This is a genomic window from Nostoc sp. CALU 1950, assembly GCF_051172895.1.
GTDB lineage: Bacteria > Cyanobacteriota > Cyanobacteriia > Cyanobacteriales > Nostocaceae > Nostoc > Nostoc edaphicum_A.
This window is the reverse complement of record NZ_JBDNJQ010000043.1, coordinates 34,351-49,872: the sequence shown is the minus strand read 5'-3', so window position 1 is coordinate 49,872 and position 15,522 is coordinate 34,351. Positions and strand designations below refer to the sequence as shown.

The 15,522-nt window shown below is 44.0% G+C and carries 11 protein-coding genes, 1 pseudogene, 1 CRISPR repeat array and 1 riboswitch; of the genes and pseudogenes, 4 read left to right on the top strand and 8 right to left on the bottom strand.

The features are described 5' to 3' along the window. Window positions 1-195, top strand: a pseudogene (locus tag ABF638_RS14295) (hypothetical protein); the annotation flags it as partial. Between the two features lie 11 nt (window positions 196-206). Here ABF638_RS14295 and ABF638_RS14290 read toward each other — a convergent pair. The 6 genes from ABF638_RS14290 to ABF638_RS14265 form a co-directional block, all read right to left on the bottom strand. Then, complete coding sequence (locus ABF638_RS14290; RefSeq protein WP_435023315.1) at window positions 207-1,514, bottom strand: histidine phosphatase family protein; 1,308 nt, start codon at window positions 1,512-1,514, stop codon at window positions 207-209. Next, window positions 1,498-3,348 (bottom strand): ABC transporter ATP-binding protein, encoded by a 1,851-nt coding sequence (locus ABF638_RS14285; RefSeq protein ID WP_435023314.1) that lies wholly within the window; start codon window positions 3,346-3,348, stop codon window positions 1,498-1,500. The genes ABF638_RS14290 and ABF638_RS14285 overlap by 17 nt, the downstream gene beginning before the upstream one ends. 2 nt (window positions 3,349-3,350) lie before the next feature. Beyond that, a complete protein-coding gene (locus ABF638_RS14280; protein WP_435023313.1) occupies window positions 3,351-4,433 on the bottom strand; it encodes a glycosyltransferase family 2 protein in 1,083 nt (360 codons plus the stop codon). Window positions 4,434-4,813: 380 nt separating this feature from the next. After that, the gene (locus tag ABF638_RS14275) at window positions 4,814-6,025 is read right to left on the bottom strand and encodes a glycosyltransferase (protein ID WP_435023312.1); all 1,212 of its coding nucleotides are present in this window, start codon (window positions 6,023-6,025) and stop codon (window positions 4,814-4,816) included. Between the two features lie 60 nt (window positions 6,026-6,085). After that, window positions 6,086-7,273, bottom strand: coding sequence for a glycosyltransferase family protein (locus ABF638_RS14270; RefSeq protein ID WP_435023311.1), 1,188 nt, complete (start codon window positions 7,271-7,273; stop codon window positions 6,086-6,088). 170 nt (window positions 7,274-7,443) lie between these two features. Next, entirely contained in the window at window positions 7,444-8,691 is a 1,248-nt protein-coding gene (locus ABF638_RS14265; protein WP_435023310.1) for a glycosyltransferase family protein, read from the bottom strand. A 491-nt stretch (window positions 8,692-9,182) separates the two neighbouring features. Beyond that, window positions 9,183-9,593: a CRISPR direct-repeat array (repeat unit 36 nt; unit sequence CTTTACGATCACATCGCCCCGAAAGGGGATGGAAAC). A gap of 157 nt (window positions 9,594-9,750) precedes the next feature. Beyond that, window positions 9,751-9,834: riboswitch (adenosylcobalamin-variant (AdoCbl-variant) riboswitch) on the top strand. Window position 9,835: 1 nt separating this feature from the next. On the opposite strand from ABF638_RS14265, the gene cobG reads away from it, so the two are divergent. Genes cobG through ABF638_RS14250 form a run of 3 tightly spaced genes read left to right on the top strand, consistent with a single transcriptional unit; the run spans window position 9,836 to window position 12,835 of the window. Next, window positions 9,836-11,446: a precorrin-3B synthase gene (cobG, locus tag ABF638_RS14260; protein ID WP_435023309.1), complete on the top strand. Its 1,611-nt coding sequence runs from the start codon at window positions 9,836-9,838 to the stop codon at window positions 11,444-11,446. Between the two features lie 55 nt (window positions 11,447-11,501). Then, complete coding sequence (locus ABF638_RS14255) at window positions 11,502-12,128, top strand: precorrin-8X methylmutase (RefSeq protein WP_435023308.1); 627 nt, start codon at window positions 11,502-11,504, stop codon at window positions 12,126-12,128. Window positions 12,129-12,130: 2 nt separating this feature from the next. Continuing rightward, window positions 12,131-12,835, top strand: a complete 705-nt coding sequence (locus ABF638_RS14250; protein WP_435023316.1) for a precorrin-2 C(20)-methyltransferase — start codon at window positions 12,131-12,133, stop codon at window positions 12,833-12,835. A gap of 193 nt (window positions 12,836-13,028) precedes the next feature. Here the strand turns inward: ABF638_RS14250 and ABF638_RS14245 are convergent, their stop codons facing one another. Both ABF638_RS14245 and ABF638_RS14240 read right to left on the bottom strand, forming a co-directional pair. Then, on the bottom strand, window positions 13,029-13,715 hold the full coding sequence (locus tag ABF638_RS14245; protein ID WP_435023307.1) for a PHP domain-containing protein: 687 nt from the start codon (window positions 13,713-13,715) through the stop codon (window positions 13,029-13,031). 541 nt (window positions 13,716-14,256) lie between these two features. Next, the gene (locus ABF638_RS14240) at window positions 14,257-15,393 is read right to left on the bottom strand and encodes an AIR synthase related protein (protein ID WP_435023306.1); all 1,137 of its coding nucleotides are present in this window, start codon (window positions 15,391-15,393) and stop codon (window positions 14,257-14,259) included. Window positions 15,394-15,522: the final 129 nt, after the last annotated feature.

The window sequence follows — 15,522 nt, the reverse complement described above, 5'->3', positions numbered from 1 at the left end:
GTTGAGCCTTTTAGCCTGAACGTTGAGCCTTTTAGCCTGGACGTTGAGCCTTTTAGCCTGAACGTTGAGCCTTTTAGCCTGAACGTTGAGCCTTTTAGCCTGGACGTTGAGCCTTTTAGCCTGAACGTTGAGCCTTTTAGCCTGAACGTTGAGCCTTTTAACCTGAACGTTGAGCCTTTAACCAATGACAAATGACCAATGACAAATTAAGTAATATTCATAGCTTGCAATACAGGGAAAGGGTTTTTTAGAGGATAGTAAATAACGCTAAGAGTGTCGGGGATTAGTTGTAAGTACTGTGGTGAAGTGTCCAAGACGTGAGTCAGCATATTTTCGATGATGGAGGGACAAGCAACTACTAATCCGGTTGTGGGACGGCTTAAATCTATTTCATTTGATGGCACTACGGCGCGTTTAGATAAAAGGTTTTGCTGCCAGATGGCGGGAAAATCTTGGCGCAGTACTTGAAGTTGCACGGCTGTTGGATGATATTTCAGCAGTTGCTCGGCGTTTTGTTGGGAACTATCCAAATCACTGCTGAGACTAAAATCTATTGGTACTGTCTGAAGACGTTCAGCTAATTGATGAATTAAATGTGGCGCTGTGCCTGTGGCTGGGACTACAAGTAGACGCAGACCTTGTTTGCCGTTTTTCAGCTTGGGGATGACTTCACTGAGATGGGTGGTAATATTCATTGCCTCCAGTTGCCCTTGCTGTTCACCAGGTGTAGGAAAATTCAGGATGCTAATACCGCAGTTTGATTGCTGGAGGACATTGTATTGCTGACATTTCATTGCGATCGCAGTACTAATTAATGCCCGAATTGTGCCACTGTGGCTGACAATTAGAATAGTCTTGCCAACATGGCGCGGTAAAATTTCTTGCCAGAATTGTTGGGCGCGATCGTACAAATCTAGTACCGGGAAGCATTGTTGCACAGATGTGGCAACTGCTACGCCACCTCTTCTTAACTCCCTTGCTGGCTGCGGTTCTGCCATCTGAAACTCATGGGGTCGCTCGTTCCAGCAGCGATAATCTGCTGCAAAGTGTTCTTGTACGTATTTGTATGTCAGCCCTTGCCATTGGGGAATATCGATTTCTTTGAGATGGGAAGATGTGAAGATTCTCTTTTTCTCTTCTACTTCCATCCCCTCAAGAATCTCAACTGTAGTTTCCTGGACACGCCGGAGAGGACTTGTATAAATTGCATCTAATTCCGTTCCTCTCAGAGCAATACCAGTTTGGTAAGCATCGCTGTGTCCCTTCTCAGTCAACACTGAATCATCGCAACTTCCTTGATAACGCTTTTGGGCATTGTAAGTACTCTGACCGTGACGCACTAAAATTACGCGGGTTATGGGGATTGGGCATGGGGCATTGGGCATGGGGCATTGGGCATTGGGAGTATAGGAAGCTTTTTTATAATCTCTCCACACTCCCTTATCCCCCTCATCTCCCTCATCCCCCAGTCTCCACTCCCCACTCCCCAGTCCCCGATCATTTTTCAACTGCATACACATCATCCTCCTGGGAATTTATCGCTGATTTCAATGCATACATTGCGCTGTAATGTCCACCTAAGCGCAGCAATTCTTTGTGTGTACCTTGCTCTAAAATCTTTCCGTCTTCGATGTAGAGAATTAAATCGGCTTGTTCAACGGCTCTAAGATTATGAGAAACTACAAAGGTAGTGCATTTCTGAGTCAAGCGATCGAGTGCTTCATTGACGGCGTGTTCATTTTCGTTGTCTAAGCCAGTGGTCGGCTCATCTAAAATTACAATCGCAGCTTGACGAATGGCAGCACGAGCAATAGAAATTCTCTGCCGTTGTCCTCCCGAAAGTGTCGCTCCTCTTTCACCCAAAATAGTTTCGTAGCCTTCGGGTAGCGCCATGATAAAATCGTGGGCATTTGCCAGACGCCCAGCTTGTTCAATTGCTTGGTCTGAAGCCCCTAAAAAACCGTAGGCGATATTATCTTTGACACTTGCGGCAAATAAAACGCTCTCTTGTAACACCACGCTAATTTGCTGGCGGATAGATTGCACCTTGTATTCGCGCAGGTCGTGACCATCAACTAATATTCGCCCTTCTAATGGGTCATAAAGTCGTAACAACAAACTTACTAAGGTGGATTTTCCGCCACCAGATGCCCCCACCAAGGCGACGCGCTGACCAGGCTGCACTTCAAAGTTGACGTTGTGTAAAATTCTCTTGGTCGGTTCGTAGGCAAAGGTGACATTTTCAAAACGCACACCTCCCAACAAAGGCGGTGCATCCATTGCTCCCCGCGAATCGCGGATTTCGGGTACTGTATCCAGCACATCTAAGATACGCTCGCCGGAAGCGGTAGCTTTAGCGATTTGCCCGGTGTATTTGGCAAGTTGCCGCATCGGTTTAAAAGCAATCCTGAGATAGTTGACAAATACCAGCAAATCCCCTGGTGTGATTGCCTTTGCCAATACTAGCTGCACACCCCGCCATAAAACTAAAGCAGTGGCAATGCCTACTAGCAGTTCCACCATGCGTTCTAAACCGGCTGCCAGTTTTTGCGCCTTGGCACTCTCTTTTAAACTTTGGCGATTATGACCGGAAAAGGTACTCTCCAGCATATTTTGCAGAGAAAGTGCTTGAACAACTTTGATTGCTCCGATGGATTCCGCCGCTGTTGCCGCCATTGCCCCTTCCCGTTGACGTTGCGATCGCACTACTTGCCGAATGCGTTTTGTCAAGCGCGTGGTGAAGAAAATAAATAAGGGAAACACGGCGACGGCAATCAGCGCTAGTTCCCAATGCAGCCAGAACATGACACAAATCATCCCCAATAAGGTGAGGGAATGGGCAATTAGGGGTAATACTGCCATCACCGTCACCTCCCGCAGTCGTTCAATATCGGAGGTAACGCGGGTAATTAAATCGCCAGTTTTGGCTTTGTGGTGAAATGATAAAGATAGATTTTGGAGATGACTGTAAAGGTTAGAACGAATCTCAGTTAATACATTACTAGCTGCCAGTGCCATGCCCACCACACTAAAGTAAGCAGCAGTAGCCCGAAGTAAAGCGATCGCAACTAACCCTAACGTCAAGCCTGTTAATAGGGCAAACGAGCTAAGTCCTGAAAGTAGAGGAATACCCAAAGACTGAGGCTGAAAACCAGCTACAAGGATGTAGTCAAAAATGAACTTTAGCGGCCAGGGTTCCAGCAGATGCAAGAAAATCTCAGCCATCAGTGCCACAAAAGAGACAATCAGTAGCGCCTTTTGTTTGCTCAACTGGGGCGAAAACTGCTGCAAAATCCTTACAATTCCTGGTAACGCAGCCCTTAGACTTTTAGGATCTCTAGCCGCCATTATTACTTGTCTCCCTTTAGGGATTGACGCAAAAGATAAGGATACAAGGAGATGGGGGAATAAGGGGATTCTTCACCATGAATACTTCTTATCCTCTTCTGTTGACTTTGAGTATAGCGATCGCTAATGTAGTGATTTAATTTTCTTTCAAGAGCGATCGCTATTTTCTCCAGCCACAGAGGATTTTGCCCAAAGGTGAGACGACTTAGCAACGGTTTTAAAAATCCCTGATGGCGACGATGCCCCATCCGCTTATAGCGTTTCTTAAAATACTTGTCATTCATTGTCAAATTCCACTTTGCACAAAAGTGTTCTAAACTGGCAATTTCCCAAGCATTACTCCAGCGCAACATAAAGAATGCTAGTTCTGACAATTCAAACTTTAGTCCTGGTACATAAGTAACTACCGAAGTCGGTTCACAGTAAAATGTACCTCCTGCCTCAGCCACTTTTAGACAAAAATCGATGTGTTCTCGCGTACTCAGGAATCCCTCATCTAACAGCCCGATTTGCCCAAAAATCTCGGTGCGAACTAACATACAGTGAAACTCGGCAAACTCACATTGTGTACGATGAAGTTGATCCTGTACCTCAGCAACTTTCCGATTTACAAAGTAATGTTTTTCATGCACCCGTCGCTTGATTGCAGTTTCCTGTATCTCCACAACAATATGAGCTTCACCACCTGCCAAATGTACTGTTTCCCCCAAAGGCTGACCAATGCAAGTAAGGGGACAGACTACAGTTGCGTTTGTTTCTTTGGCGCATTCGAGTAAGGAGTTAAGCCAGCCTGGACTGACAATTACATCGTTGTCAACAAATACTAAATACTCGCTATTAACTTGTTGTAAACCCAAGTTGCGGGCTTGGTTAGGTGAAAGGTAGTGTTCTGTGCGGATTAATTGGAATCCTTTTTCTAGCGCTTGTTCTTGGAGGTAGCGCTGGATATGCCGAGGTGAATTGCCATCTATATAAACTAGGGAGAAAGGTAGTTGAGTGTGTTCGTAAATGCTTTCTAGTGATTCGCGGGTGTAACTGAATCGCTCACGCTGGGAAACAATTATAGTGATTTGTGGTTTATTCATGGTTAAAATCTAGAGTTTCTGCGTACTATACGCTGTGTGCAAATTTCTCTCAAACCTAACCCCCAACCCCTTCCCTACAAAGGAAGGGGAGCAAGAATCAAAGCCTCTCTCCCTGTGGGGCTACGGTGTACACGCATCTTTATACACAATGCAAAACATAGTAAGATCCCCCTAAATCCCCCTTAAAAAGGGGGACTTTGAGAATTTTTTGCCCCCCTTTTTAAGGGGGGTTGGGGGGATCAAAAGGCTGTGGGGGAGAGGAATGAAAGTGGGGTTCTAAAAATAAGTTGCACATCGCGTTAATGCTGTAATTTTTATAAGTGGATGCAACAAAGGCGCGGGTTGATGCAACAAAGGTGCAGGTCATTGTTAGAAAGAGACTACACGAAAGATATTTCGCCTAACAAAGCTGGATCAGATATTCTTAAGACTCGTTCGTAAACATTCATCCAGTTTTGATATTCTACTGATGGGGCAAGCTGTTGAGTTACTTTTGTCTTGGCTTTTGCACCCAACTTTTGCCGTAGTTCTGGTTGAGTTGCCAGATATCGGATTGCAGCAATTAATTCTTCGGTACTGCCGGGGTTGATAAGCAAACCGTCTACACCATCTTCTATGATTTCTGCGATCGCATCTACACGAGTGCCAATTATTGCTCGACTCGCTAGCATCGCTTCTAAAAGGGTATTGGGACAACCCTCATTTAGAGAGGGAATCGCAACAATATCTAAATGGGGGAGATAAGCTAAAGCTTCTTGGCGACTGGTAATTCCAGTGATGCGGAGGCGATGACCAATTTCACTTTGCTGGATTTGTTGCTGCCAATATTCTTGTTCTTTATCAACAAAATCACCTATTAATAAGAGTGTTAAATCTAACTCTTTACCCAACTCGGCACAGGCATCAAGGAGAAATTCAATCCCCTTTTTATCTCGAAACCTCCCCGATGAACCGATAACAATACCTGGTAATTCCTTAACTAAAGATGGAGTGGGGAATTCCTCAAAATCGATAGGTGCGATGGAATTCCAGAAAGCTGATGATTTTAACTTCACACTGGGAGTAATAACACTAGCTCTTTTGAGCAAGTCACGGCTGACAAATGTCACCCAATCAGAATTCTCTAAAATCCATGCTATCTGAGCATGATTCTTAGGATTAAAAATATGTTTGTGCAAGTCGCTACCGCGAACACTATTGATTACCGGAACATCATTTTCTCTGGCTAAAAGTGTCGTTACATAACCTGCTTCATTTAGAAAGAAGGCGTGAAACAAGTCAAAGTTATGCTTTTGATGCAGACATTTGAGTTGAAAGTAAACATCACTAAAAAAATCTTGGATTTCTGTTGTTTGAGTCCGAACGGCTGACTTAATGCGATGTACAAACACACCATCTTGAAGCGTTGATGTGCAACTTGCTCGTCTGCGACTTCCATCAGAAACTAGTCGTTGTTTAGAGCGAAAAACGGCAATATGAACTTCATAGCCGCTATCATTTAGCATCTTGGCAATCCGATGCACTGATTCACCAACTCCGCCAATATCGGGTGGATATTCGAGTGTAGTAATACAAATTTTTGTTTTAACCATGATTTGATTTTTCTGTGAATTTATCAAACAGAATTCATAATTCTGTCTTCTGACTCCTTCTCATGCAACTTTTTGCTTGAATGCTAGAGCTTTTAAGACAGTTGCAGTTTTTTCAACTCCATTAGAATCAAAGCTAATTTTATTAGGTTTTTCTTTCAGGTAATGAATAATATTAATAGCTAAGTAATCTGGTTTCAAATCATTAGGATTGATAAATTTGACGATTCCTAAATTGCTTAACTTTTCGGCTCTAATAGTTTGTTCTCGATCCTGATTGCCTGTAAAGGGAAGAATCATGGCTCGTACACCTGTAGTTAGAACATTCATTGTGGTGTTATAGCCAGACATATTTATCGAAAGGTCTGCTTTTTTCATGTAATTTAGCAAATAAGGAGTATAGCGTCGAATGTGGATATTCTTGCTAAATTTTGCCATTGCTTGCAGTTCCTTAAATTTGGAATCGGGGATGAATGGCCCGGTAAAAACCTGAATATTGTGTGGCAATGATTTCTCTAAGAAAGGGGCTGTGTTCACTACACATTCAAGCAATTCATGACCAAATCTCCCACCGCCTACGCTAACTAAAATCAGAGGTTTATCTGATTTAATAATTTCTCGATCTTCATCAGTAAGCGCAGGATTTGTCGGTGGCTCTTGCACAACATATCCGGTGTAATATACTTGACATTTGAGGTCATGGACTCTAGAAAACGTTTCTTCTAGTGGTACTAATTCTGGGTCGCCGTGAACCAGCAACATATCAAAATATTTGTTGATTAATTTACATACTTTTTCTTCGTGCTTTGCCTGTTTCTCTGGTTTAGCAACTACAATATCTCGCAAACTAGAAACGACTTTAGTTGAGTCTCCATTTGATTTTGCTCTTTCTAATAAGGGAATTAATTCAAAAGAGAAGCGTCTTCTCCCAAAGGGGAATAACTCAACTATTAAAATATCAGGCTGGAATTGGTCAAATATTTCCAAAAGTCGATTTTTTCTGATTTCCTTGACTTCGCTGAGACTAAAAGCATCATCTACTACTTGCAGTTCTGTAAATTCTGCGTCAGTTTTAATTGCCGGTAGGTTGATGACTTCGACACCAGCAGGAATTTCAAATCCTTGAATTATTTCACCGCCATTAATAAAACAAATTTGAAAGTCTTGGGTTAAACCGCGGACAATTTCTCGGCTGCGAACTAGATGCCCCATACCTAAAATATGTTGGCAATAGAACATAATACGTTTCATGATACTTTCACCTCTTTCAACAATTTTGGATTTTACATTTTTGATTTTGAATTGTCAAAGAGTTGCTGGTAATTCCGTTGAGTACTCCATCTGTCGCAATCATTGTTATGAGTTTGTATAAAACAAACAAAGCAAAAGAAAAAGTGAATTAGGACTTGTCTACTTTTTAATTAAACAGTTTTGGCAATCATCATTAATTCTGGTAATTGTTCCGGGGATTTGTAACAAAATGAACTCACGCTCTTTTTTTTTGTGAGTAAGGCAGAAATGTATTGGCTAATTTTGGGCAATCCATCCAGATTAATTGTGGAAAAGGAAATCTGCGGAGTTTGGAGTTGTTGTAACAGCGATCGCAGTAATATATCTGGAGTCAGATCATTTGGATGAATCGCTGCCAAAATCCCCAACTTTGACAAGTGTTCTGCACGGATGCACTGTTCTCGTGATGGCTTAATTCTGGGTACTACTACAGCTGGCTTACCTGCTGAGAGAATCTCGCAAGTTGTGTTGTAGCCTCCCATTGCTACTACGGCATCTGCGGCGGCGATGTAACTCATCAAATCATCGGTAAATTCGCCTATCAGCACTTGGGGATATGCTGCTGCTTTCCGTTGCAGTGCAGCTTGGTGTTCTAAGGGCATTTCTGGGCCACATATAATTAAACTTCGGAATTTATAGGAATCTGGCAACAATACCAAACTCGATAAATATGTGTCAATTAACCTGTAACCATCTTCGCCACCACCTGGCGTAACTAAAATAAATTGTTCTTCTGGACTTAATCGCAACTCGCTGCGGATGAGATTTGGACTTTTACGCCCCAATTCTGTGCGGATGTAACCACAAAACTGTACCTTCTCGGCAACCATTGGCGGTAGTTGATATTCTTGGCGAATGTCGAAAATTTCGGGAGTGCCAACGACAAGCACGCGATCGTAAAATCTATGTATTGCTTCGTTGTTACCGTGCTTTTGCCATTCTGGAATCGTCACATCTGGATGATCCAAAATGTCGCGCAGCAGGAGAATTAGGGAAGTTTCTGTCAACTTTGTTTTTAGATATTCGATAGCCGCTTTTAATTCATTACGGATACCATAAGGCTTTTTGTCTACTAGAAATATATCAGGTTTAAAATTAGCGATCGCAGATAAAATTAACTCTGAGCGGAATTTCACTGTTTCATCAATTTCTGTCCCTAGATACTTGACAGACATTTCACCAGATGTTCCCCGATTTAAGCAGGGTAGTTTAATATAATCGAGTCTTTTCGGGAGACGAAAGCTGTGCAGCATCGGCGAACCAGAAATCACCAGAATAGAAAGTTCTGGAATCGAATCAAGTAAGTGGGTGCATATTGCCAGCATTCTGCGAATATTACCAAGACCGAAGCCATCGTGGGAATATACCATCAGTCTCATGGTTAAATGTCCCTAAGTTATTCAGTGAATGGATGCCGAACTAATTAAGAGCTTCCCAAGCTTACATGAGTCTTTTATGAAACTTCTATGAGAAAATTCTCATCATTCTTTTGTCAAAATTGAAGAATAATTCTGACTTCTGCATACTTCTTCAATTCCGATTGCGTAATGGCAGTATAAGTCAATTCTGGGTGTGGAAATGCGATCGCTCAAATTCCCCAGTTTTTTGTAACAATCGTGTAATAGATTTGACAAAAAAGGTGAGAAAGTTTTAGTTTGGAAGCAGCGTATGTCGTTCATCGACACCACTCGCCCGAACCTTGAAAACCGCATAAATTGGTTGACTGGTGTCGATTGCTTGCACAGCAAAGCTTTCAAGCTGTGAAATGCATTGGTTATTGACAATTATTCGGGAGTTATTGACACTAAAAAAAGTGGTGTCGATTAGGGGGTCTGAAACCCGCTCCTGGTAAGGTTTCCAAAAGTGAACTCTTTACGATCACATCGCCCCGAAAGGGGATGGAAACAAAAAATCAAAAAAAGTCTTTTATAAGACGAGGTTCTACTTTACGATCACATCGCCCCGAAAGGGGATGGAAACGCCTGTGCTGCAGCCGTTGCGCCTTCTGCAGCTTTTTTCTTTACGATCACATCGCCCCGAAAGGGGATGGAAACTTTTAATGGTTAATGACTTCCCTACATTGCCATTCATTCTTTACGATCACATCGCCCCGAAAGGGGATGGAAACGATGGGATGATTTTTAGGTGTGTTTATTTAAGTGGTTGACCTTTACGATCGCATCGCCCCGAAAGGGGATGGAAACTTAAGAATGTTTTTTACATTAGTAACTACTTCGTTATAATTCTTTCCGATCGCATTACCCCGCAAGGGGATAAAAACAAAGACTCACCATGCGATCGCACCAACGTAGCTATCAACCACCTAAAACGGCAGTATATAAGCTAAGGTAAAATTTATGGCTATGGTAATGTAAGATGATTATCTGGATGATGTCTGGTTAATATCCATAACCAAAACAAAATCTAAATTACTAAAGCTGAGATTTGGGAAACTCCGGTGAAATTCCGGGACTGTGCCGCAGCTGTGATGGGATCACCCAAGTCAGAATGCCAACTCTCAGGATGTCCTCAAGACACACTCACCGTCTACTCCCTGCGTTGCACGGGGAAGGAGTTCTAAATTTGCTTTCTGGATTTGCCACTTGTCCTGGCCTGTTTTATCCTACTCCCGCCGCAGATGGTATATTATCTCGCATTAGAATACCAGGTGGAATTATTAGTAGTCAGCAGTGCCGTGCGATCGCAGATATAGCAGAACAACACGGTGGCGGCTATATAGATGTGACTAATCGAGCTAATCTGCAAGTCCGTGAAATCCGCACCGGGATAAATGCTGAGGTTTTGAAGTACCTACAAGATATGGGATTGGGTTCTGGCAATACTGTTGTAGACCAAATCCGCAATATTATGACCAGTCCAACTGCTGGTATTGATCCCCAGGAATTAATCGACACTCGCCCTTTTGTCCAAAGTTGGGATGATTATATTGCTGCACATCCGGCGCTTTCGGGACTGTCGGCAAAATTTAGCGTTTGCTTTGACGGTGGTGGGATAATTCGGGTGTGCGATCGCTTGAATGATATCGCCTTTGCTGCTGTCTTAGTTGACGATCATGTTTACTTTCGCCTCTATCTCAGTGTCGGCGAGAAGGGTCAACCGCCCAGCGATACGGGAATTTTGTTACCACCAGAGGAATGTTTGCCCGTCTTGGCAGCTTTGGCGGATGTCTATCTAGCTCATAGTAATACTACAAGTAAGCGGCGGCTACGTCTGAGAGAGTTACTCAATACTTTGGGTTGTGAAAATTATCTCCAGGAAGTTCAACAGTGTTTACCTTTCCCGCTTTTATGCAGTGAAAAAAGAAAAGACCTAACCCCCCGACCCCCTTCCCTGCAAGGGAAGGGGGAGAAATTCTCCCCTCTCCTACAAGGAGAGGGGTTGGGGGAGAGGTCAGATATGAAATATCAGCATATTGGTATCCATCCCCAACGTCAGCAAGGCTTATTTTACATTGGTGTCGTCTTGCCCCTTGGCCGATTGGAGAGTAGACAGATGCGGGGTTTAGCAGATTTAGCAGCAAAATATGGCAGTGAAACTCTCAGGCTAACCCCTTGGCAAAATTTGCTTCTTACAGATATTCCTCAGCAATGGGTTGGCGATGTCCAAAATGAAATTGCTTTTTTAGGATTAGATTCCTCTGTAACCAACATCAAGAGTGCATTAGTTGCCTGTTCTGGTAAAAAGGGTTGCGCCTCTTCGGCTACAGATACAAAAAGTCATGCGTTGGCTTTAGCGGAGTATCTTAAAACTCGCGTTCCTCTCGATTGTCCAGTTAATATCCACTTCACTGGCTGCGAAAAATCCTGTGCCCAGCATGGCAAGAGTGATATTACTCTCCTCGGCGTCAGCATTGAGGCTGACAATAAAACTGTAGAGGGCTATCACGTTTATGTTGGTGACAGCAAACAGAAATTCGGACGTGAACTATATCAATATGTAACTTTTGCCGAACTACCTGCATTAATAGAGCGGATGCTATATGTATATAAAATTCAACGTTTAAATTCTGATGAGTCCTTTGGGAAATTTGCGAATCGATATGCACTGACACAATTACAGCAATTATTTAACAAAACAGAATTCTTCTTCAATTTAGAGAAGTTGGCAATCTGAGCCTTTCGTTTTTTATACCTCAATCCAAAATCCAAAATTTAAAATCCAAAATTTAATGCCCGACTATATCCGAGATGCCAACGAAATTTACCGTAATTCCTTTGCAATCATCCGGTCAGAAGCGAACCTAGATGTGTTGCCCCCAGATGTAGCAAAAGTTGCTGTACGTCTCATCCATGCCTGTGGAATGACGGATATTGTCACTGACTTGGGATATTCACCAACAGCAGTACAATCCGCAAGGGCAGCACTAGCCGCAGGAGCGCCAATACTGTGCGATTGCCGGATGGTTGCCGATGGCGTTACCAGGCGGCGGTTGTCTGCAAACAATCAAGTTATCTGTACCCTCAACGAGCCAGAAGTGCCAGAACTTGCCCAGCGCATGGGTACTACAAGGTCGGCAGCAGCTCTAGAATTATGGCGATCGCACCTGGAAGGATCAGTAATCGCAATTGGCAATGCGCCCACAGCACTTTTCCGACTATTAGAAATGCTTGATGAAGGAGCGCCGAAACCTGCGATTATCTTGGGCTTTCCAGTGGGGTTTGTCGGTGCAGCAGAATCGAAAGCCGCACTGGCAGCAGATAGCAGGAATGTACCATTTTTAACCTTACACGGTCGGCGCGGTGGAAGTGCGATCGCGGCAGCAGCAGTTAACGCCCTGGCAACGGAGGAAGAATGAATATGCAACCCAAAGGTCGTCTCTATGGAATTGGTGTCGGCCCAGGCGATCCAGAACTATTAACCCTGAAGGCGCTGCGGTTATTACGTGCCGCTCCTGTGGTAGCTTATCAATCAGCCACAGATAAAGAAAGTATTGCCAGAGCGATCGTGGCGCAATATCTTCCTGGCAATCAAATCGAGGTGTTATTTCACCTCCCTCGCGCTTTGGAGCCAGAAAAGGCAAAGTCTATTTATGACAAAGAAATTGAACCAATCGCCAACCATTTAGCAGCAGGTCGAGATGTCGTAGTGCTATGCGAGGGTGATCCATTTTTCTATGGTTCGTTCATGTACCTGTTTACGCGGTTATGTGACCAGTACGAAACAGAAGTTGTCCCCGGAGTTTCTTCACTGATGGCTTGTCCAGTAGCCTTGGGTGTACCTTTTACCTACTACACCGATATCCTCACAGTTTTACCCGCCCCACTACCAGCAGAAGAACTGACTACACATCTGCTAATGACCGATGCAGCGGCAATTATGAAGCTAGGTCGCCACTTTACCAAAGTGCGGGATATCCTGCATAAATTAGGACTTGCATCACGAGCAAGATATATTGAGCGGGCATCAACATCACAGCAACGAATCATACCCCTGGATGAAGTTAATCCAGATGAAGTACCCTATTTTTCAATGATTGTGATTCCTACCAAGAATCGACTATAGTCCTCAATACAGTTTAGATAAGACCAAAACACTTGTAGAGACGGCGATTTACCGCGTCTCGAAAACCCAAAATTTTTGCCCGCCGCCCTTAACCCAAGCGTATTGCTATAGTCCTTTGTTGAACGAAAATCCAAAATAGAATAACCTCCTGGCAGATTGAACCAGGAGAGTTGAAAAAAAAATGGATTCATCTTTACAAACGTTGTAGCAGGCTCAAGCCGTGGGTATCAGTACCACAGGTATTGAAAAGGAAGTATTCATCAGCTAACTTTTGCACTTGTTCTGATTCCACTATGCTGGGTTGCCAGGGGCTAGGGTTATTGTAGGCGTAGAAACTTTCCACGCCATCGATACCCTTATCGGCCGCAGCTGGAATTAAGTCAAAATGCGATCGCTTGTAACGGGCTGGATGAGCCAGAACTGCCAACCCCCCGGCTTCATGAATAGCGGCAATCACGTTACTTGCCTGATATTCTTGGCCTGTAGTAGCCCTTCTTTGGAGATAGGGTTTCATACTAGGGTGTTCTGTCCCGAAAGCGTAAGCCAAAATATGAACTTCTATATCCAAAAGGTTGGCATTGATTTCCACGCCACTCCACAGGTGAGGAGTGCTTGCACCAGGATTATTCCACTTCCAGTCTTCTAACCAAGCCAGTGCAGCTTGATAGCCGATAATACCATGATGATCGGTGATGGCTAACCCTTTTAGGCCAATAGCGATCGCCTGCTCCATCAATCCACTCGGCTGCAACCTCCCATCCGAGTAGACAGTGTGCATGTGAAAGTTGAATAACCTTGGACAACTATGTGCATCAATGTTATGGAATATTTGCTTCAAAAGTTCTGTGGAAGCAGTAGTCCGGGCCAAATTTACAGCCATAACCCCCTCTGAATAAAATATATAAATTCTCAACACACTAAAATGCCACATCTACAGATGAGAAAGATCCAGCACTAAAAATTTAGTGTTGGCTGCTACTTTCTCTGCTTTCTCAGCAAATTTTTCAATATGTTAAGACTACGTTAGCAAATCTTAACCTCAGTGGTCATGGGTGTTTTGGACTACTTTAGTTTTAAGTAGTAATAAATAATGCATCCAAAATTTCATAAATACGCCTATAGCATCTGTGGTAAATGACTTAGATACTAGAGTCTTGGTAGAGTTATGATCTCTAATAAGCCTAAAATGCAATCCTATATTGTGTGTAAAAATATTACTTATAACAGTGATTCCACTGTTTTTATTTGACCAGTAATGACTTTAGCGTAGGCGTAGCCCAACCCAGGCATCGCATGATTCAGGAGGCAGGAGGCAGAAAACTTTAGTTCTGTCTTCTGAATCATGCCTTTCTTTGTAAGTCTACAAAGCTTCGAGAAAACTAGCGATGTCTACGACGGGCTATGCCTACGCTTGGGCTGTATTATACCCCTCGCGCAATCCCAAAAGAATCTCCCTTCAAAGTGACTCCAAGGGGTTCTATTACCACCTCGCGGCTAAGGGACGCCTCAACCCTTCCGGCAATCACAGCCGAAAGTTGATGTTCTGTTGCAAGCATGACAATTTTCTCTGCATCCTGCTCCGACTCTGTATAGAATGCAAATCCTGCACCGTAATTAAACACGGAAAGCATCGTCTCGGCTCCGCCTTCAAGATGACCCTCGACAAACGTAAATATCTCCGGCACTGGGAGCATTGTTTCAATGACATACCGAAGCGGCTTCACCGACCGCATCAGCTTTTGCCAGCCATGACCAGTAATATTTTCCATCGCCGTGGGGCGAATTCCCTCGCCAAGTACTGCTTGTACAAGGGGCGTGTAAAGATACGACGCAGCATTCATCGCTTCCCAGAACTCCTGCCCACTTGGAAGTTTTGTTCTATAGCCATCAGGGAGCGACTCGGCGAGCTTTCGCAGTGGGGTAAAGCCGTTTTCATGGGGGCCCGAACTCTCGACCAGAACAATGGTATTTCCGGCATCCAGACGCGAACTATCAATGGGAGCGACACCAGCCGGCATAACCCCAAAAACCGAGCCGGCGATGTCGAGCCGCCCTGGAATCATCTTAGTTTTTAGTTGAGGAGTTTCCCCAGACAGATAAACACACCCCACTCGTTTGCACCCCTCAACGACTCCATCCAGAAACCCATCAAGGAAAGCGGGGGTAAAGATCGTTTCAGGAGTACTCGACGGCAGATAAAGACCGAGAAGTATAGTCTGCATACCAGAAGTTGCAGCGTCGTTCGTCAGACACGAGATGATCTTGATCCCAATATTCCACCAGAATCGTCGAAGTTCTTCTTCACAGAGGTCATCAGGGCGGGTATCGTCTGCGGTGCCCAGACCTTCGGGGACAAGTGTCATAGAAAGTTCTCTAGCCCCCGCCTCCAGAAACGGAGCGAGGTTGAAGCTGAAAGCGTTAGCGCTTGCTCCCAGACCCGACGCGGGGACAATGCCGTAATTGCTTGCAAAGCCAAGTGTGCGTTTTGCAGCATCGATGAAGCGTCGTTTTGCGGCATCGAGAGTATCGTAATCGACTTGATCGAGAGCTTGAGCCATCAGGTTGCGTTTTAAGTTAGGAGTTAGGAGTTATAAGTTATACCAATTTAATGTGAAGTTGCACATATCTCGATCCCCCTAAATCCCCCTTAAAAAGGGGGACTTTGATAGATGTTTTTCCAGTTCCCC

Coding starts and splice junctions, on each gene's coding strand:
- ABF638_RS14290 (WP_435023315.1), bottom strand. CDS start 1,514: ATGCAGTTGAAAAATGATCGGGGACTGGGGAGTGGGGAGTGGAGACTG.
- ABF638_RS14285 (WP_435023314.1), bottom strand. CDS start 3,348: ATGGCGGCTAGAGATCCTAAAAGTCTAAGGGCTGCGTTACCAGGAATT.
- ABF638_RS14280 (WP_435023313.1), bottom strand. CDS start 4,433: ATGAATAAACCACAAATCACTATAATTGTTTCCCAGCGTGAGCGATTC.
- ABF638_RS14275 (WP_435023312.1), bottom strand. CDS start 6,025: ATGGTTAAAACAAAAATTTGTATTACTACACTCGAATATCCACCCGAT.
- ABF638_RS14270 (WP_435023311.1), bottom strand. CDS start 7,273: ATGAAACGTATTATGTTCTATTGCCAACATATTTTAGGTATGGGGCAT.
- ABF638_RS14265 (WP_435023310.1), bottom strand. CDS start 8,691: ATGAGACTGATGGTATATTCCCACGATGGCTTCGGTCTTGGTAATATT.
- cobG (WP_435023309.1), top strand. CDS start 9,836: ATGTCCTCAAGACACACTCACCGTCTACTCCCTGCGTTGCACGGGGAA.
- ABF638_RS14255 (WP_435023308.1), top strand. CDS start 11,502: ATGCCCGACTATATCCGAGATGCCAACGAAATTTACCGTAATTCCTTT.
- ABF638_RS14250 (WP_435023316.1), top strand. CDS start 12,131: ATGCAACCCAAAGGTCGTCTCTATGGAATTGGTGTCGGCCCAGGCGAT.
- ABF638_RS14245 (WP_435023307.1), bottom strand. CDS start 13,715: ATGGCTGTAAATTTGGCCCGGACTACTGCTTCCACAGAACTTTTGAAG.
- ABF638_RS14240 (WP_435023306.1), bottom strand. CDS start 15,393: ATGGCTCAAGCTCTCGATCAAGTCGATTACGATACTCTCGATGCCGCA.